This window comes from Halobacillus sp. Nhm2S1 (assembly GCF_019599545.1).
Lineage (GTDB): Bacteria > Bacillota > Bacilli > Bacillales > Halobacillaceae > Halobacillus.
Genome location: NZ_JAIEZV010000003.1, coordinates 622,021 through 641,627, shown reverse-complemented (window position 1 = coordinate 641,627; position 19,607 = coordinate 622,021). Strand labels below are relative to the sequence as shown.

The 19,607-nt window shown below is 42.6% G+C and carries 17 protein-coding genes; 13 read left to right on the top strand and 4 right to left on the bottom strand.

The genetic code is table 11. The annotated features are described in order from the left end of the window. Positions 1–90: 90 nt before the first annotated feature. On the top strand, positions 91–1,404 hold the full coding sequence (locus tag K2225_RS15155) for a DRTGG domain-containing protein (protein WP_220585480.1): 1,314 nt from the start codon (positions 91–93) through the stop codon (positions 1,402–1,404). 38 nt (positions 1,405–1,442) lie between these two features. Here K2225_RS15155 and K2225_RS15150 read toward each other — a convergent pair whose 3' ends face one another. Next, complete coding sequence (locus K2225_RS15150) at positions 1,443–1,745, bottom strand: YtpI family protein (protein ID WP_220585479.1); 303 nt, start codon at positions 1,743–1,745, stop codon at positions 1,443–1,445. A 119-nt stretch (positions 1,746–1,864) separates the two neighbouring features. On the opposite strand from K2225_RS15150, the gene K2225_RS15145 reads away from it, so the two are divergent. Next, positions 1,865–2,824 carry a DHH family phosphoesterase gene (locus K2225_RS15145; protein ID WP_220585478.1) on the top strand — a complete coding sequence of 320 codons (960 nt, stop codon included), beginning with the start codon at positions 1,865–1,867 and terminating at the stop codon, positions 2,822–2,824. A gap of 14 nt (positions 2,825–2,838) precedes the next feature. On the opposite strand, the gene ytrI is transcribed toward K2225_RS15145, so the two are convergent. Together ytrI and ytrH are read right to left on the bottom strand one after the other, a co-directional pair. Further along, entirely contained in the window at positions 2,839–3,336 is a 498-nt protein-coding gene (gene ytrI, locus K2225_RS15140) for a sporulation membrane protein YtrI (RefSeq protein ID WP_220585477.1), read from the bottom strand. Then, on the bottom strand, positions 3,336–3,668 hold the full coding sequence (ytrH, locus tag K2225_RS15135) for a sporulation membrane protein YtrH (RefSeq protein WP_089650537.1): 333 nt from the start codon (positions 3,666–3,668) through the stop codon (positions 3,336–3,338). The genes ytrI and ytrH overlap by 1 nt, the downstream gene beginning before the upstream one ends. Positions 3,669–3,798: 130 nt before the next feature. Between ytrH and dnaE the strand changes: the two genes are divergently transcribed. From dnaE to K2225_RS15095, 8 genes are all read left to right on the top strand, one after another. Then, positions 3,799–7,152, top strand: a complete 3,354-nt coding sequence (dnaE, locus tag K2225_RS15130; RefSeq protein WP_220585476.1) for a DNA polymerase III subunit alpha — start codon at positions 3,799–3,801, stop codon at positions 7,150–7,152. Between the two features lie 120 nt (positions 7,153–7,272). Next, complete coding sequence (gene ystJ, locus K2225_RS15125; RefSeq protein ID WP_220585475.1) at positions 7,273–8,511, top strand: NADP-dependent malic enzyme; 1,239 nt, start codon at positions 7,273–7,275, stop codon at positions 8,509–8,511. 79 nt (positions 8,512–8,590) lie between these two features. Continuing rightward, a complete protein-coding gene (locus tag K2225_RS15120; RefSeq protein WP_220585474.1) occupies positions 8,591–9,187 on the top strand; it encodes a FadR/GntR family transcriptional regulator in 597 nt (198 codons plus the stop codon). Positions 9,188–9,289: 102 nt separating this feature from the next. Continuing rightward, entirely contained in the window at positions 9,290–10,150 is an 861-nt protein-coding gene (accD, locus tag K2225_RS15115; protein WP_220585473.1) for an acetyl-CoA carboxylase, carboxyltransferase subunit beta, read from the top strand. Beyond that, entirely contained in the window at positions 10,147–11,109 is a 963-nt protein-coding gene (locus tag K2225_RS15110) for an acetyl-CoA carboxylase carboxyltransferase subunit alpha (RefSeq protein ID WP_220585472.1), read from the top strand. Before accD ends, K2225_RS15110 begins: the two co-directional genes overlap by 4 nt. A 219-nt stretch (positions 11,110–11,328) precedes the next feature. Then, complete coding sequence (pfkA, locus tag K2225_RS15105) at positions 11,329–12,288, top strand: 6-phosphofructokinase (protein ID WP_146812590.1); 960 nt, start codon at positions 11,329–11,331, stop codon at positions 12,286–12,288. A gap of 28 nt (positions 12,289–12,316) precedes the next feature. After that, positions 12,317–14,080 carry a pyruvate kinase gene (gene pyk, locus K2225_RS15100; protein WP_220585471.1) on the top strand — a complete coding sequence of 588 codons (1,764 nt, stop codon included), beginning with the start codon at positions 12,317–12,319 and terminating at the stop codon, positions 14,078–14,080. Positions 14,081–14,189: 109 nt separating this feature from the next. Next, positions 14,190–14,582 (top strand): FxsA family protein, encoded by a 393-nt coding sequence (locus K2225_RS15095; RefSeq protein ID WP_220585470.1) that lies wholly within the window; start codon positions 14,190–14,192, stop codon positions 14,580–14,582. Positions 14,583–14,721: 139 nt separating this feature from the next. Here K2225_RS15095 and ytvI read toward each other — a convergent pair whose 3' ends face one another. Continuing rightward, positions 14,722–15,834, bottom strand: coding sequence for a sporulation integral membrane protein YtvI (gene ytvI / locus K2225_RS15090; RefSeq protein ID WP_220585469.1), 1,113 nt, complete (start codon positions 15,832–15,834; stop codon positions 14,722–14,724). Positions 15,835–16,100: 266 nt separating this feature from the next. Between ytvI and citZ the strand changes: the two genes are divergently transcribed. From citZ to mdh, 3 genes are all read left to right on the top strand, one after another. Next, a complete protein-coding gene (gene citZ / locus K2225_RS15085) occupies positions 16,101–17,219 on the top strand; it encodes a citrate synthase (RefSeq protein ID WP_220585468.1) in 1,119 nt (372 codons plus the stop codon). 110 nt (positions 17,220–17,329) lie between these two features. Continuing rightward, positions 17,330–18,604: an NADP-dependent isocitrate dehydrogenase gene (gene icd / locus K2225_RS15080; protein ID WP_220585467.1), complete on the top strand. Its 1,275-nt coding sequence runs from the start codon at positions 17,330–17,332 to the stop codon at positions 18,602–18,604. 23 nt (positions 18,605–18,627) lie between these two features. Further along, positions 18,628–19,566, top strand: coding sequence for a malate dehydrogenase (mdh, locus tag K2225_RS15075; protein ID WP_220585576.1), 939 nt, complete (start codon positions 18,628–18,630; stop codon positions 19,564–19,566). The last annotated feature ends 41 nt before the right edge of the window (positions 19,567–19,607 follow it).

Genomic DNA, 19,607 nt, shown 5'->3' with positions numbered 1-19,607 from the left:
TTCAGGAAGAAATTGCGGATCATCTGTATCAACTGTATAATAACAATTATAAGAAATTGGATTAGTACAGTTAGAAAGTTTGGTGGGCGTATGGCAACAAAACATGAACAGATCCTGGAACATATTGAATCCCTGTCAGTGGGCAGTAAAATATCTGTCAGAAGAATAGCGAAAGCATTGAATGTCAGTGAAGGTACAGCCTACAGGGCCATCAAAGAAGCGGAGAATCAGGACCTTGTCAGCACGATGGAACGTGTCGGAACCATCAGAATTGAAAAAAAGAAAAAAGAGAACATAGAAAAATTGACGTTTGCTGAAATTGTAAATGTCGTTGATGGTCAAGTGCTTGGCGGACGAGAGGGTTTATATAAAACCCTAAGTAAATTCGTCATAGGTGCGATGAAGCTTGAAGCGATGATGCGTTATACAGAAGCGGGCTCTCTTCTTATCGTAGGGAACCGGACAAATGCTCATGAGCTTGCGGTTAAAGAAGGGGCAGCCGTTTTAATTACGGGTGGATTTGACACGAGTGAAACGGTTAAGAAGCTAGCTGATGAAAAGAAGCTTCCCGTCATCTCTACCAGCTATGATACATTTACAGTCGCAACGATGATCAACCGAGCCATTTATGATCAATTGATAAAAAAAGAAATTGTGCTTGTTGATGATATTTATACTTCCTTTGAGGAATCAAAGTTCCTGCAGTCATTGGATCCGGTTTCGAAATGGCATGAATTTAACACAGCCACTGGCCACAGCCGTTATCCAGTCGTAGATCAGCAGAATCGAGTGGTCGGAATCGTCACCTCAAGAGATGTGATCGGTAAAGATAAAGAGACACGGATTGAAAAAGTCATGACTCGAAATCCAATGACCGTACATGCGAAGACCTCTCTTGCGAATGCTGCCCATGTCATGGTTTGGGAAGGAATTGAACTGATGCCCGTTGTTGACCCTTCTCATAAACTTCAAGGGATCATTTCCCGACAGGACGTGTTAAAAGCTTTGCAGCATATCCAAAGGCAGCCTCAGGTAGGCGAAACGATTGATGATTTGGCCACAAACCGTATGGAGGTCATTGCAGAAGATGACTCAAACCCTGTATGGAAGACCAAAGTAACACCTCAGATGACGAACCCACTAGGGACGATGTCTTATGGCGTTTTCATTTCGTTAATCACTGAAGCCTCGAGTAGACTATTAAGGAAATATAAAAAGGGCGATCTTGTGGTTGAAAACATTTCGGTCTATTTTATTAAACCTGTTCAAATTGAAAGTGATATCGAAGTGCGTCCTCAGATTTTGGAGGTCGGAAGGAAATTTGCAAAAGTAGACATCGAGGTTCATCATGAGAAGTCCATTGTTGGAAAAGCTCTCCTCATGGCCCAGCTCATTGACCGATAAAAAAAGTCGCTGAACAACAGCGACTTTTTCTTAGATATTCAAGATTGGGGACTTGTCCGGTGCTTTTGAAATTCTGCCCGGTAGTGCTTGCTTGCTTTCCACCCCAGCTGGGCTTGGAAAATACCAAGGGCAATGAATACGAGGCCTACAAATAGTGAAAGTTTCGTTTGGTAGAATACATATTGGTTAATCCCAAAAAAGAAAATGAAACTTCCAAGGAATAGCTTGGACTTACTATTTAAGTATTCTTGAGTTAGAGGATCGTTGGAACGGACAATCATTACCTTGTAGTAGATGTAAAGCACAAAAGAGATTAATATAAGGATCGGAAAAATAATCATTTGATCGACTCCTGCGTTTGAATTTCTCTTTTATTGTAGCTTGTTTTTTCGGAAAAGGCTACCTGTGCATAGAATTCTATGATTAAATAACACGCAAAGCAAAAGAGGAGGACTTTTTTATGAGTAAGCAGGCCATTATGAAAGCTATCAAAGATCATGAAGTCATTATCATCCATCGCCATGTGCGTCCAGACCCGGATGCCTATGGATCGCAGGCTGGTTTAGCTACATTAATTCAAGCCACTTTTCCACAAAAACAAGTGTTCATCACCGGCGCAGGTGAACCCTCGCTAGAGTTTCTTGCTTCGATGGATGAAGTACCTGATGAAGCCTTTAAAGGGGCTCTTACGATCGTGTGCGACACCGCAAACCAGGCTCGTATCGATGATCAGCGCTATGATCAGGGAGACGTATTAATAAAAATCGATCACCACCCGGAAGTAGATGCCTATGGAGATATTCAATGGGTGGACACATCAGCAAGCTCCACCTCGGAAATGATCTATCAATTGTACTCTGAGTTCGCAGAGGAAGGGTTGGTCCTTAATGATGAGGCAGCTCGACTTCTTTACGCAGGAATTGTGGGGGATACGGGCCGGTTCCTTTTTCCGAGTACGACGAAACAGACGCTCTCGTATGCAGCTGATCTTGTGAATTTTGAGTTCGATCGACCAACTTTATATAATAACATGTATAAGACACCTGTTCATGTTGCTAAGTTGAAAGGGTATGTGTTACAAAATTTCACCGTTCATGAAGCTGGGTATTCAACGATTCGTCTCGATCGTAAAACGTTGAGCGAGTTTAATGTTTCTCCTTCGGAAACGAGTCAGCTCGTAGGTTTGCTTGGCGACATAGAAGGAATGCTTGCATGGGCATTTTTCGTGGAGGAAGAAGATACCATCCGTGTCCGTTTACGCTCGAAAGGGCCGGTGATTAATGGGATCGCAGCCAACCATAATGGAGGCGGCCACCCGATGGCCTCAGGGGCTTCAGCTTCTTCATGGGAAGAAACGGAGGATATTGCTAAAGAACTTGAAATGGTATGTCAGAAATATAAGAACGAGCAGGCGGACTAAGCCTGCTCAAGTTTTTAACGTTTCAGTTTAATTTCCAGATGTAGCTGCAGGGTTTCAGCTACAATTAATCTCGTCACTTTTAACTCATAGGTGAAATCATCGACAACATAATTTTTATTTTGTATCGTTGAAATGATGAGATCGACTTGATCAGCAACGATGGAGACATCTTTTCCTGTTACAGTAACGAGTTGATCTTTGACCAACGCATTCAACTGGTGCTGGGTCAGCAGATCCACCTCAAGTTTTTTTGCATTTGTAAACACGACACTTATTTCTTTAACATTCATGGGCTTGCCTTCTGATTCTTGATCCTGGTTATTCAGGAGAGCTTCATATTTGGTTTCCCATTCACTTAATTGTGCCGTCATCTCTATATGTTCTTCTGTATATTTTTGCTGGAGTTGCCCATGAACATAAATGAAAAAGGCATAACCAATAATCGCACCTAACACAAGACCTGCAAAAAAACGTCTCCATTCTTTATTTTTATGATAGGCAGGAAAGTGCATTATGTCACCTCATCACCCAATAACCATTCAAAAAGAAGCAGTGCTGTTTTCACTCCACCCATCGCGGCAATAATAATCATCACCTGCTTGAAGATATCAAAAGTGGAACCATCAAAAATTCCTTTTTCGAAGTTGCTGATGGCATCAAATGTTCCACCAATGGCTGCCACGATCGCCCAAATCCTCAACCCTTTGGCAATCCGAAACATGGATGTTAAAGCGGCTTCCCCAGTTAATAAACTTCCAATACTTCCGATAATGGTTCCGCCTACGATCACACCGAACGCGATAAAGAAGCATTGAATCATGGATATGACTAAACGATCTTCCATCTTGTCCCTCTTTTCGCTATCTGAAAATTGTCTCTTACCTAACCATTATTCTTTCATCTCTTTCTTTATGCAGAAGGCTTTCATCCAATCTCCAGAGTAGCTATAATTTACATGAAAGAAGGTGTGCGAAATGACATTTACCCATTTGAATGTGCAATCAGGGTATAGCTTGATGAACAGTACGATTAAAATCAAGGATCTTGTACGAACAGCCAAAAAATCCGGATTTGGTGCTGTTGCTCTTACTGATCAGGATACGATGAGCGGAGCGGTTTCCTTTTATGAAGAATGTAAGAGCGAGGGGGTAAAACCGCTTATTGGTCTGAAGACCACTGTCATTGATCAATCATTCTCCTTTCCGATGATTCTGTTGGCGGAATCGAACAGAGGGTACCACAACCTGCTCGAGATAAGTACGATCGTGCAAACAGAAAAGGAAAACATTACACTAGAGCAATTGGCTATGTACAAAGAAGGGTTAATTTTCATTCAGATCACCGCTAGTTCTCCGTGGGCCGAGTCGATTTCTAATCGTATGGCTGACAAAATAGAGAACTCTAGAGCGCGCTGGGTAAATCTCTTAGGAAAGAATCGTTTATATTTGAGTATCCAGGATCGTGATCTTCAGTCAGAGCGCCACTTACATACACCTCTTAAAGAATGGGTGAATAGAAACGGAATGAAAGTCGTGGCCATTGGGGATGTGCGTTATCTGGATCCCCGGGATGCGGATGCTTTCCAATGTTTGCGTGCCATTGATGAGGGAGTGCGGTATAACTCTGAAAACAAGGATCACCATTACTATATGAAGTCTCAAGAAGACATGGAGAACTTTTTTGGAGAATGGTGGCCGGAAACCCTTGAAGCAACGAAGGAAATTGTTGATGCGTGCCAGGTAGATTTGGAATTGAACAGGCAATTACTTCCTTCTTATCCTTCGCCGGAAAATAAAAGCTCAGATGAATACTTACGCGAGCTATGTGAAGCTTCACTGCCTCAAAAATACGATGCAGAGGATCGCCATCAAGCGGAGGAGCGACTGAATCATGAGCTATCCATCATAGCTTCTATGGGCTTCAGTGATTATTTCCTAATCGTTTGGGATTTCATCAGTTACGCAAGGGAAAATGGGATTCATGCAGGTCCGGGTCGTGGTTCTGCGGCGGGATCTATCGTCTCCTATTTGCTGGGGATTACTCAGGTGGACCCGTTAGCGTATCACTTGTTATTTGAACGATTTCTCAACCCGGAAAGAATTACGATGCCCGATATAGATATCGACTTTCCGGATCATCGTAGGGACGAGGTGATCTCCTATGTAGCTGAGAAATATGGAAGTGACCATGTGGCTCAAATTTGTACATTTGGTACGTTTGCGGCACGGAGTGTGTTAAGAGAGTTGTTCAAGGTATTGAAAATAGATGAAAGTGATGCCTCTTTCATCCTTCACCAAATTCCTAAAACGGCTACTTCTTCACTCGTGGAAGTCGTGAAGAAATCGGAGGAGCTGAAAGAATATATTAGAAACTCGGAACGTTTAAAGTTGTTGTTTCGAGTGGCTACGAAGCTAGAAGGGCTTCCGCGACATGTATCGACCCATGCGGCCGGTGTCGTATTAAGTGAAGAACCACTAGTGAACTATACGGCTCTATTGAAAAGTCAGGGGCCTGTATCTTTAACCCAATACGCCATGGGGGACCTGGAAAAAGTGGGACTTCTCAAAATTGACTTTTTGGGTCTTAGGAATCTCTCTTTCCTGGAAAGGATGGAACGGAAAGTAAAACGATATCGTCAAAAGGATTTTTCAATCAGTCATATTCCGCTGGATGACGGTCCAACATTTGAACTCTTAAAAGAAGGACGAACGAATGGAGTTTTTCAATTGGAGTCTCAAGGAATGAAAAATGTGCTGCTTCGGTTAGAACCGAGTCACTTTGAAGATGTTGTTGCCGTTAACGCGCTTTACAGACCAGGCCCGATGGAATATATTCCTTTGTATATTGACCGAAAGCATGGAAGGAAAAAGATTGAATATCCACATCCTGATTTAAAGCCGATTCTTGACCGTACGTTTGGGGTACTGGTTTATCAAGAACAAATCATGGAAGTCGCTCGTCGTGTGGCGGGATATTCTTTAGGTGAAGCCGATCTTTTGAGACGAGCAGTGAGTAAAAAGCAAGGCAGTGTTTTGGAAGAAGAACGGTTGACCTTTCTCCACGGTTGTAAGGAAAAAGGCTATGTTGACTCGGTTGCTCAACAGTTATTTGATTGGATTGTCAAGTTTTCCAATTATGGATTTAATAGAAGCCACGCCGTGGCTTACAGTTTGATTTCTTACAGATTAGCATACATGAAAGCCCATTATCCTTCTTATTTTATGGCAGAGTTGATGAATGCTCATCTAGGAGATCATGAAAAGATGACGTTATATATTCGTGAGGCCAGAGATATGAACGTAAAGGTTAAAGCTCCCTCTGTGAATAGAAGTCAAGCGCTGAATCACGATGATTCAGGAGAAATCAGAATTGGAATGACAGCTGTCAAAGGGGTTGGCTACCAGGCCGCCCAAGCAATCATTGAAGAGAGAACGAAGGGACCTTTTCGGAACCTTAACGATTTCTGCCTGCGTGTGGACGGAAAGGTTGTTTCAAGAAAAGTGATTGAAAACCTTGTCCTTGCGGGCGCCTTCGACGATCTTCACCAAAATAGAGCGAGCGTTCTTGCGAGCATTGATCAAGCTTTAGAGCAGGGCGAGCTTTTTAAGGAATTTCAAGATCAACCTGGATTTTTCGGCAATGAGCTGGACATGGAAATGGTGGAAGTGGATCCATTCCCACCGTTGAAGCGTTTGTCGATGGAAAAAGAAGTGTTAGGCACCTACATGTCCCAACACCCATTGGGACATCAACGGGAAGAACTTGATGAGAAGGGGATTCTTCCGGTTCGGGAGGCGCACCGTCTTACGAAGAAGCAAGTCGAGGTTGCTGCGGTTATTGATGGTCTCCGTGAAATACGTACGAAACGAGGCGACCCGATGGCGTTTTTGACCATTAGTGATGAAACCGCTGAAATGGATGCTGTTCTTTTCCCAGAAACTTATCGAAATATAAAAGTTTGGGTGAAAGAACAGATGCTTGTGCATTTACAGGGGAAAGTCGAAGAAAGAAAAGGACAAAAACAATTGATCATTAACCATGCGGACCCTTTAGGGATAGATGAAATTCCACGGCAACAAAAACAACGGCTTTTTATCAAGGTGACGGAAGAACAGGAACACTATTCTATAGAAAAATTAAAAAAGCTTGCTGAATATTTCCCGGGGAATACACCAATCTTCATTTTTCGATCAGAAGATCGAGTGACTTATAAACTGGATGAAACCTATTGTATTGAGGTCAATGACGTTTCGATGGGGAAATTGAATGAATTTTTCGGGGAGTCATCTGTAGCGATCAGGCCTGTGAAAGCAGGACCAGATCGATAAAACCTCAGTCCGGATTTTTGTATTTCTTTACACGCTATATTCATCTGTTATAATTAAGAGGTTAATGGTGGTCAGACCACCAAGGTCGGTTCACTATAAGTTTAAAAGGAGAGTGTCGTCGTGTCGAATTTAAGAGATGAAGCTTTGCATATACACCGTGTCAATAAAGGGAAACTTGAAACCCATTCGAAAGTTCCTGTCAGAAATGCCAGAGACTTGAGTCTTGCCTACTCCCCTGGAGTGGCAGAGCCTTGTAAAGAGATTTATGACCATAAAGAGACGGTGTACGATTATACAATGAAAGGCAATATGGTAGCCGTTGTTAGTGATGGATCAGCTGTTCTTGGTCTTGGGAATATTGGTCCTGAGGCTGCCCTGCCAGTCATGGAAGGGAAAGCTGCTTTATTCAAGAGTTTTGCAGGAGTAGATGCATTCCCCATTTGTTTGAACACGCGTGATATTGACCAGATCGTTCAGACAGTGAAATTGATGGAACCTACTTTTGGCGGTGTGAACTTGGAAGATATCGCCGCACCCAACTGCTTCATCATCGAAGATCGACTAAAGAAAGAAACGAATATTCCAATCTTCCATGACGACCAACATGGCACGGCAATCGTTACAGTAGCAGGATTAATGAATGCATTAAAAATAACTGGAAAAACCTTCTCAGAAATCAAAGTGGTGGCTAATGGCGCTGGAGCTGCTGGAATTGCTATTATTAAATTGCTCTATCATTTCGGTGTTCGTGACATCATTATGTGTGATTCCAAAGGAGCTATTTTCGAAGGCCGCGATTATGGAATGAATGATGTAAAAGATGAAATTGCTAAAATTACGAATAAGGACCGTACAGAAGGGAATCTTGAAGAAGTCATGGAAGGCGCGGATGTGTTCATTGGGGTATCCGTCGGAGGGCTGCTCTCAAAAGAGACTGTATCTAAAATGAACGATGATTCGATCATCTTTGCCATGGCGAATCCTGAACCTGAAATTATGCCGGAAGATGCAAAAGAAGCCGGAGCGCGTGTCATCGGGACAGGCCGTTCTGACTTCCCTAATCAGGTAAATAATGTGCTTGCATTCCCGGGGATTTTCCGTGGTGCATTGGATGTAAGAGCGACTCGAATCAATGAAAAGATGAAGATTGCTGCCGCCGAAGCCATTGCCTCTTTAGTAAGTGAGGATGAATTGAGTGAGGATTACGTAATCCCTGCACCATTTGATCCACGGGTAGCACCAGCAGTTGCTGCAAGTGTAGCGAAAGCCGCGATGGAGTCCGGGGTCGCCCGTCATCACGTAGACCCTGAAGAAGTGGCAGAAAAAACTAGACAACTGACTTTAATTGACGAAGATTGATATGAGAGGGGGGAGCCTTTCGGTTTCTCCTTCTACATAATTTGATTGTGGTTAGAGATGAAAAGAGGTGTCCGGGAACGTGACCCAGGAGCAGCGAGGAAAAGTTTATGAAGGTGTTCTTCAACAATTGAAATCTTACATTGAAGAGCATCGTTTAAAGCCTGGAGATAAGCTCCCTTCAGAACGAGAGTTGAGTGAACAGTTGAATGTAGGCAGATCATCCATTCGTGAGGCCTTTCGAGCGATGGAACTTCTAGGATTGATTGAAACCAGGAGGGGTGAGGGCACCTATATGCGAGCCTATCGTCCTTACCATATGGTCGAACTGCTTTCGAATTTTTTACTTAATGAATCGAGGACCAAGAGTGAGTTGATGACTGCTAAACAAATGATAGAGAAAGAAGTACTGTTCTTATTGAACGGGAATTTGGACAGCCGGAATAGGAGTGAGTTAAAAGCAATCATTTCCGGTTATTCATACACACAGAGACACCAAAAGGTATTTGAATATTTATTCAGCCTCTGTGATCAACCTCTCCTTCTGTCGATGTGGCAATTCATCTCAGGATTCACCCATACTGTCCATGATGTAAACTATTCAGATGAATGGTATGAAGAATTGATGAACGTCATGGAGGAAGAAGATACACTGAAAATTATACGTCTATTTCAATAATCGTATCGTGTCGAATCTACTTCGACAGAATGAGTCATATTATGAAATGGAATTTATGTATATTGATAAGAAAGGAAGCTTTGTCCCAAAGGAGGAATCACCTTGCTAAGAGACTTTTTCAGCAAGAAAAAAAGATACGCATCCATTCCCAGCCAAGAAGCAAAGCAGGATGTACCTGAAGGTTTGATGCAGAAATGCCCAAACTGCCAAAAAATCTTTTATAGAAAAGAATTAAATCGAAATATGAATGTTTGCCCTCATTGTGATCATCATCATCGTCTCAGTGCGTATGAACGCATCCAACATTTATTTGATGAGGAATCCTTTGTAGAATGGGACAAGCACATGATCTCAAATAACCCATTGCATTTCCCTGAATATGAAGAAAAACTGGAAAAAGACCGTCAGAAGTCTGACCTGAATGAAGCAGTGGTTACCGGAAAGGCAAAAATGAATGGGATGGAAGCAGCAGTAGCTGTCATGGATGCCCGTTTTCGTATGGGGAGTATGGGTTCGGTCGTAGGTGAAAAAATTACGAATGCCATCGAGAATGCCAGGAAGGAAAATCTTCCATTTATCATATTTACAGCATCCGGTGGAGCAAGGATGCAGGAGGGTGTTCTCAGCCTAATGCAAATGGGGAAAACATCTGTTGCTCTCCAGCGCCTACATGCTGATGGTGGTCTGTTCATTTCAGTCATGACTCATCCGACAACCGGTGGAGTTTCAGCGAGCTTTGCATCACTTGGAGATTATAATTTTGCAGAGCCAGGTGCTTTGATTGGATTTGCAGGTCGGAGAATCATTGAACAAACGATTCGCGAAAAACTGCCAGAGGACTTTCAGACTGCTGAATTTCTTCTAGAGCACGGTCAATTAGACAAAGTCATTCACAGACATGAGATGAAAAAGACATTAACGACGGTTCTTGATCTTCATAATGTGGGAGGTGACCAATCGTGAAGCACGTACTTGAATTCGAGAAACCTGTCATTGAATTAAGAGAGAAGATCTCTGATTTGAAGCGACTGACTGAGAATAGTGAAATGGATTTAAGCGACGAAATCGTCACACTAGAGAAACGATTGGAAAGACTTGAAACAGATGTGTATGACCGGATGGCTCCATGGGATCGTGTACAAATGGCACGGCACCCTGAGAGACCGACGACGCTCGATTATATTGAATATCTTTTCACTGATTTCCTTGAGCTTCACGGGGACCGTAATTTTGGGGACGATGCCGCGATTGTCTCTGGAATCGCTAAGTTCAAAGGTCAGCCCGTAACCGTAATCGGGCATCAGAGAGGAAAAGATACAAAAGAAAACATTCGTCGTAATTTCGGTATGCCGCATCCTGAAGGATACAGAAAAGCTCTCCGTTTAATGAAACAGGCGGATAAATTCAAAAGACCGATCATTACATTTATTGATACCAAAGGAGCCTACCCTGGAAAAGCAGCAGAAGAAAGAGGTCAGAGTGAAGCGATCGCGAGAAACTTGATGGAAATGGCAGGACTCACAGTCCCGGTCATCTGTATAGTGATCGGTGAAGGTGGTAGTGGGGGTGCACTCGGTCTTGGCATCGGAGATCGCATTTTCATGCTTGAGAATTCCACCTATTCCGTCATATCTCCTGAAGGGGCTTCCTCTATTTTGTGGAAGGATGCAGGCCTCGCCCAAGAAGCGGCAGAGTCCATGAAAATTACTTCTTATGATTTGAAGAAATTGAATGTGATCGATGGTGTCATTCCAGAGGTAAGAGGAGGAGCACACAGGGATATCCAGGCCCAGGCTCAGGAAATTGAGAAAATCATTTCCGACTCTTTAGAAACGTTGAGCGCTCTTGAAGTTGACGAATTATTAGAAAAACGTTTCTTAAAGTATAAAAATATTGGCGATTATACCTATCTTGATTTATAATAGGATGGTTGAAAATAATAAGTCCGTAAAGAAAGGTCGCACTTTGGTGCGGCTTTTCGCATCTTAACAGGATGGTAACGCTATCATTGATGAATGGAATGTTGAAGTTTTATTAATTGTATAGACTAGAGGATAGGCTATCCTTATAAAAATAGACGGAGGTTTCGATTCATCTTTGGTTGGGGACAACATAACTAGAAAACTTTTGAGGTGATGAGAATGAAGAAAATCGGAGTACTTACTAGTGGGGGCGACGCTCCAGGAATGAATGCAGCCATTCGTTCAGTCGTTCGTAAGGCGATTTATCATGGTTTAGAGGTTTATGGGATTAAGTACGGATACCAGGGCTTAATTGATGGTGACATTGAAAAGATGGAGCTCGGTTCTGTTGGGGACATCATTCAACGAGGAGGTACAAAGCTTTATTCTGCTCGTTGTGAGGAATTCAAAACAGAAGAAGGTCAGCTTAAAGGGATCGAACAAATGAAAAAACATGGCATCGAGGGCTTGATAGCCATCGGTGGTGATGGTACCTTTATGGGGGCTAAAAAAATTACGGAAAAAGGATACCCATGCATTGGTGTTCCGGGAACGATCGATAATGATATCCCTGGAACTGATTTCACAATTGGGTTTGACACAGCCTTGAATACGATTATTGATGCCATTGACAAAATACGTGACACAGCTACGTCCCATGAACGTACATTCATTATCGAAGTTATGGGTCGTGACGCTGGTGATCTTGCCCTATGGGCGGGACTCGCAGACGGAGCTGAAAGCATCATCATCCCAGAAGCTGAGGATGATTTTGAAGATATTATCGATCGTTTGAAGCGTGGACATGATCGTGGCAAGAAGCACAGCATTATTATTGTAGCTGAAGGTGTCGGCAGTGCTGTGGACCTTGGTCGGAAAATTGATGAAGCTGCTGGTTTAGAATCACGTGTAACCGTTCTTGGGCACACGCAGCGCGGAGGTTCTCCAAGTGCTGCTGACCGTGTACTGGCAAGTCGTCTTGGCGCTTATGCGGTGGACTTATTGTTGAACGGCCATGCCGGTCGTATGGTAGGTATACAGGAGAATAAATTGGTAGATCATGATATTGTAGAAATCCTGAACACGAAGCACAAGATCGACTTCGATATGTATCGTCTTTCCAAAGAACTATCTATATAATGCAAGAGGCACTTGAGGAGGAAATAAAATGTTTAGAAAAACAAAAATCGTTAGTACAATCGGACCTGCTTCTGAGTCTGTAGAAAAATTGACCCAGCTGATTGAAGCAGGGATGAATGTTGCTCGTTTGAATTTCTCTCACGGAGATTTTGAGGAGCACGGAGCTAGAATTGACAACATCCGTGAAGCTTCTAAGGCAACAGGAAAGACTGTAGCTATTCTACTTGATACAAAAGGCCCTGAAATTCGAACGGGAATATTGAAAGATGGAGAAGCTTACTTGGAAAAAGGCTCGACGACTTATGTTTCTATGGATGAAATTGAAGGGAATGCCGAACGCTTCTCTGTTACTTATCCTGGACTGATCAATGATGTTCACCCAGGCTCTAAGATCTTGTTGGATGATGGCCTTGTTGAACTTCAAGTAGAAGAAATCGACAAAGAGAAAAATGAAATTAAGACGACTGTATTGAACAATGGCCCATTAAAAAACAAAAAAGGTGTCAATGTTCCTAACGTAAGTGTCAACTTGCCTGGAATTACAGAAAAAGATGCGAAGGATATCGAGTTCGGAATTGAGCAAGGGGTTGACTTTATCGCTGCATCTTTCGTACGTCGTGCGTCAGATGTCCTGGAAATTAAAGAACTTCTTGAGAAGCATAACGCCAGTCACATTCAAATCATTCCTAAAATCGAAAACCAAGAAGGTGTCGATAACATCGATGATATCCTTGAAGTCAGCGATGGCTTGATGGTTGCTCGTGGTGACCTGGGTGTCGAAATTCCAGCTGAAGATGTACCGCTTGTACAAAAGCGTTTAATTCGTAAGTGTAATGAAGCAGGAAAGCCTGTCATTACAGCTACTCAGATGCTTGACTCTATGCAACGTAACCCACGCCCAACACGTGCAGAAGCGTCTGACGTTGCGAACGCCATCTTTGATGGTACAGATGCTATTATGCTATCAGGTGAAACCGCAGCAGGAGATTACCCTGTTGAAGCCGTTCAAACCATGCATAACATTGCAAGCAAAACAGAAACAGGCTTAAACCACATGGCTCTATTGCAAGAACGTTCCAAACATAGCGATATGACAATTACAGATGCGATCAGTCAATCGGTTACTCATACCGCTATCAATTTGAATGCAGCAGCGATTGTTACACCTACGGAGAGCGGACACACGGCACGGATGATTTCTAAGTATCGTCCAAAAGCCCCGATTGTAGCGATCACTTCTGATGAAGAAGTAAACCGTAAGCTATCACTCGTTTGGGGTGTTTATGCTGTGATGGGTCCTCGTGCTTACTCTACGGATGATATGCTGGACGTTGCAGTTGAACGCAGTCTTGCTTCCGGTCTTGCCATTCGCGGTGACCGTGTAGTCATTACTGGCGGGGTACCTGTGGGTGAAAGTGGTACGACAAACTTGATGAAAGTACACGTCATTGGAGATGTCCTTGTCAAAGGACAAGGCGTCGGCCAGAAGAGTGCTTATGGACGTGCTATTGTTACTAAAAATGCGCAGGAAGCTATCGACCGCATCGAGGATGGAGACATCCTGGTCACTCAAGGTACTGACCGTGACATGATGCCAGCCATTGAAAAAGCGGCCGGTATTATTACAATGGAAGGTGGACTTACATCTCACGCAGCTGTTGTAGGTTTAAGTCTTGGTATTCCAGTAATTGTTGGGGTTAATGATGCTCTTGAATTGATCAAGGATGGCTCTGATATTACAATTGATAGCTCACGCGGAGATATTTACGAAGGTCATGCCAGTGTTTTATAAGTCAGATACCGATTGAAAAAGGCAGGGGAGTATTAACTTCCCTGCCTTTTCTTTTCATTGTGTTCTGAAAAAAGGTATAATAGAGGAAATGGAAAGAAGGGAAGATGCTATGTTTCGTTGGTTATTGCTGTTTATTTTAGTGGTACCCGCATTAGAGATTGGCGTGCTCATATGGACAGGAAACTTAATTGGACCATTATGGGTCATTCTATTAATTATTCTGACGGGTGTTTTAGGTGCATGGCTGGCGAAGAAGCAGGGATTAGAAACGATTAGGAACTTTCAACAGTCCGTGCAGTACGGACAGATGCCTCAAGATACCCTTTTGGATGGTGCCTGTATACTTGTCGGTGGTGCGGTATTGCTTACACCTGGCTTCATCACAGATGCGATTGGTTTTTTACTGTTGTTCCCAGCAACCAGACTCCCTATTAAACGTGTGATCCGAAATGCGATTCAAAAAGCCATGCAAAAAGGGACGATTACAATATACAGAAAATAAACGCAAACTCAGAGATTCATTTCTCTGAGTTTTTTTCATTTTTCTAATTCTCATTTTAAAATTTTACATAAGCTCTCTATACTTGAGGACTCAGTTTCGAGACTTTTGTCAAATGGATGGGGCTCAGGGGAATGGTTCGCTAGGTTTTTCCGATGATATATGTCCAAATTTCTCTCGTCACCCCTGTCTTAACTAATGTCTGTAATGTCATGAGCACCATAGGGCTGATCAGCATTCCTAAACCTCCAAAAAGTTGAAAACCGAGAAAAAGACTGATGAGAAGAATAATTGGAGGAACTCCGAAATGGTCAGCCAACAATTTTGGTTCTAAAGTTTGTCTTGTAAGCATGACAATCATATAAAGAATGGATAAACAAATCGTCATCATAAATTCTCCCGTAAGGAATTGATAGATGATCCATGGGATGAAGATGATGCCTGTTCCTACATAAGGGATGAAATCGACAAGAGCAGCAAGAAATGTTATGGTCAGAGGGTGTGGAGCGCCAATAATTAGTAAACCTGTCGCAATGATTGAAGTAGATATCATAACGAGAATACACTGAGCGCGGATCAGTCCTTTGATGGTTTGAATAAATTCACCACGGAAGATGTACATACGTTCAGCAAGCGCTTTAGGGAAGCTTTTTCTTAAGAACTTCACGATTATATTCCAGTCTTTACATATGAAAAAAGTAGCAAGCAGGGTAATGAAGATGAAGGCAAAAGAAGATGGCAGCTCTGCAAGGAAAAGGCCTGTTGCTTCAAGAGCGGTGTTTAACAAGGAAAGGCTTGTCTCACTGAATTTTTCCTGGGCCATTCCTAAGTATTCTTCCAATCTTTGTTGCTGAGTCACACTCAACTTGTCGGTGAATGCCTCTCCCTTTGATACCAGGGGTCTCAAGAGATTCATTACCCCTTGAGTTAAGTAGTTCGTTAGTAGATAAAAGTGACCAGGAACTCCAGACGCTAGATATTGAATACCTCGAATAATTTCTGCCACTAATAAAGCAAAGATCCCACCTGCAAGCCCGCCGAAAATGAACAGAACTAGCAAAATAGCCGTTCCCCTTGGGATTCGCAATTGTTTGGTTAACAATCGAATAAAGGGCTGGAAGAAGAACGATAACAAAAGAGCAAAAATAAAAGGCTGCAAGTAGATCCAGGAGAAAAAAATTAGAAATAGAAGGCTGATTGTGATAAGTACAACGAAAATAATGCGCAGGAATACTTGCAATATTTGGTTATTCATATCATCTACCTCCTCAACGTTAAAAGAGTTCAAGCTTTGATCAGACAATGAATCTAGAGGAATCAATGAATATATATCCCTAACAATCAGGTAGGAATATTCGATAAAATCCTGCAAAATTAAACGGTTTCAATTCACATTCTCTTCAGAATACTTTATAATTGTCTGTGGGGTAGTTTTCCTATAAAGGTAAATAAGCAAATAGTAAAGCGTTTTCTTATCGGTAATGTTAAGAAAAATGGAATTTTTTGAAAGGGAGAGATTGTATGTCATCATCAACTAAAGGTCTTGAAGGAATTACAGCAACTGAATCATCCATAAGTTCTATCATCGACGATAAACTGACATATGTCGGATATGATATCGATGACTTGGCCGATAATTCCAGTTTTGAAGAGGTTGTCTATCTTCTCTGGAATCAAAAGCTACCAAACAAAGAAGAATTGGATGCTTTTAAGGAAGAACTTATTTCTAATATGGACATTCCGACTGAGGTTGTCGATCATCTGAAGTCTTATGATCTATCGACAGTACACCCTATGGCTGCTTTACGTACGGCTGTTTCCATGCTTGGACTCTATGATCCTGAGTCTGATGTCATGGAAGAGGAAGCGAATAAACGAAAAGCGCTTCGTTTACAAGCGAAAATTCCTACGGTTGTAACTGCATTTGCTCGTATCCGTAAAGGAGAAGAGCCGGTTTCACCTAAAAAAGATTTAAGTTTTGCAGGAAATTTCCTTTATATGCTTAACGGAAAAGACCCGGAAGGTTTAGAAGTAGAAGCCTTTAACAAAGCACTTGTCCTTCATGCCGATCATGAGCTGAATGCATCTACGTTTACAGCCCGTGTTTGTGTGGCTACGCTCTCTGATGTGTATTCTGGAGTGACGGCAGCGATCGGAGCTTTGAAAGGTCCATTGCACGGTGGTGCAAATGAACGTGTTATGAAGATGCTGACCGAAATCGGAAGCGTAGAGAACGCCATACCTGCCATTGAGAAAAAACTTGAAAATAAAGAAAAAATCATGGGTATGGGACACCGTGTCTATCGTTCAGGAGATCCACGTGCAAAACACTTGAAAGAAATGTCCCGTGAATTGACAGGACTTACAGGTCACTCCAAATACTATGAAATGTCTATTAAGATCGAGGACTATATCAAAGAAAACAAAGGTCTCCCTGCAAACGTGGATTTCTACTCTGCTTCTGTCTATCATAGTCTTGGAATCGATCACGATATTTTCACACCGATCTTTGCCGTTTCCCGTGTGTCCGGCTGGTTGGCGCATATTCTTGAGCAGTACTCCAACAACCGTCTGATTCGTCCACGTGCGGAATACGTAGGACCTAAAGGCCAGAGCTATACACCAATTGAGGATCGATAAGAGTGCAGCCGGTACGCCGGCAAGCCTCCCTTTTTATTCAACTTATTTTAACGTATGATAGAAGAGGATGATCCATCCATATTTCTTACAAAATATTAGGAGGGTTTATTGTGACACAAGCACAAAAAATTACAGTCGAACAAAACGGAACACTAAATGTACCAGAGCGTCCGGTCATTCCTTACATCGAAGGAGATGGAATCGGTCCTGATATTTGGGCAGCCGCTAGCCGCGTTATCGAAGCTGCCGTTGATAAAGCATACAATAGTGAGAAATCCATCGAGTGGAAAGAAGTACTTGCTGGTCAGAAAGCCTATGATGAAACAGGTGAATGGCTTCCTGAAGCAACCCTCGATACTATTAGAGATTATAAGATTGCAATCAAAGGGCCTTTGACGACTCCAATCGGTGGCGGAATCCGTTCATTGAACGTAGCTCTTCGTCAAGAGTTGGACTTGTTTACATGCCTGCGTCCTGTACGTTACTTCGAAGGGGTACCTTCCCCGGTTAAGCGTCCCGAAGATACAGATATGGCAATCTTCCGTGAAAACACTGAAGATATTTATGCAGGGATCGAGTGGCAAAAAGGAACACCAGAAGTGAAGAAAGTGATCGACTTCCTTCAAAATGAAATGGGTGTACATAACATTCGTTTCCCTGAAACTTCCGGAATCGGAATCAAGCCGGTATCCGAAGAAGGTACGAAGCGATTGGTTCGTGCAGCAATTGATTATGCATTGAACGAAGGACGTAAAAACGTCACGCTCGTACACAAAGGAAACATTATGAAGTTTACAGAGGGCTCTTTTAAGGCTTGGGGTTATGAAGTTGCTGAAGAGGAGTATGGTGATAAAGTATTTACATGGGCAGAATATGACCGCATTGTAGAAAAAGAAGGCAAAGACGCTGCAAACAAAGCTCAGGATGCAGCAGAAGCTGAAGGTAAAATCATCGTAAAAGATGCGATTGCAGATATCTTCCTTCAACAGATCCTTACTCGTCCGAAAGAGTTCGATGTTGTTGCAACGATGAACCTGAATGGCGATTACATTTCTGATGCACTGGCTGCACAAGTGGGTGGAATTGGAATTGCTCCAGGAGCCAATATCAACTTTGAAACAGGACACGCGATCTTCGAAGCAACACACGGTACAGCTCCGAAGTATGCTGGTCTTGATAAAGTGAATCCATCTTCTGTCATCCTTTCTGGTGTGCTTATGCTAGAACACCTTGGTTGGAGAGAAGCAGCTGACTTAATTACGAAGTCTATGGACAAGACGATCGGAAGTAAAGTTGTCACGTATGATTTCGCTCGTATGATGGATGGTGCCACAGAAGTTAAATGCTCTGAGTTCGGTGATGAACTTATTAAGAATATGGACTAATCAATAAGGGAGAGTGGGTCATGATGGCTATTCGTAGAAACAAAATATCAGTAATCGGTGCTGGTTTCACTGGTGCTACGACAGCGCTTATGCTCGCACAAAAAGAGCTGGGAGATGTTGTTCTCGTTGATGTTCCTGATATGGAAGATCCAACAAAAGGGAAGGCTCTGGACATGTTGGAAGCTAGTCCTGTACAGGGTTTTGATGCCAAGGTTACTGGAACGTCTGACTATAAGGATACGGAAGGGTCAGACCTTGTCATCATCACTGCAGGGATTGCTCGTAAGCCTGGTATGAGTCGTGATGATCTAGTCAATACAAATTCAAAGATCATGAAGAGTGTAACGAAAGAAATCGTCAAAAACTCTCCTGATTGCTTTATCGTTGTATTGACAAACCCTGTTGATGCCATGACTTATTCAGTATTCCAGGAAGCTGGTTTACCTAAGAATCGTGTCATCGGGCAGTCCGGCGTTCTGGATACAGCGCGCTTCCGCACGTTTGTGGCTGAAGAACTTAATGTATCTATTAAAGACGTTACAGGCTTTGTCCTAGGTGGTCACGGTGACGATATGGTCCCACTTACACGTTATTCTTTCGCTGGCGGCATTCCTTTAGAGAAATTAATCTCAAAAGAGCGTTTAGATGCGATTGTAGAAAGAACGCGTAAAGGTGGAGGAGAAATCGTAGGTCTTCTTGGAAATGGAAGCGCCTATTATGCACCTGCTGCTTCGTTAGTTCAAATGGCAGAAGCAATCTTGAAAGATCAGCGTCGAATTCTTCCTTCCATTGCTTATTTAGAAGGTGAATATGGATATGATGGAATCTATCTAGGAGTTCCTACTATCCTTGGTGGAAATGGAATTGAAGAGGTTATTGAACTTGAACTGACAGAAGAAGAAAAACAGCAGTTGGATAAATCGGCGGATTCTGTTAAAAATGTATTGAATGTATTAAAATAAAGAAGAAGGGATTCGGGGGAAACCCTCGAATCCCTTTTTTA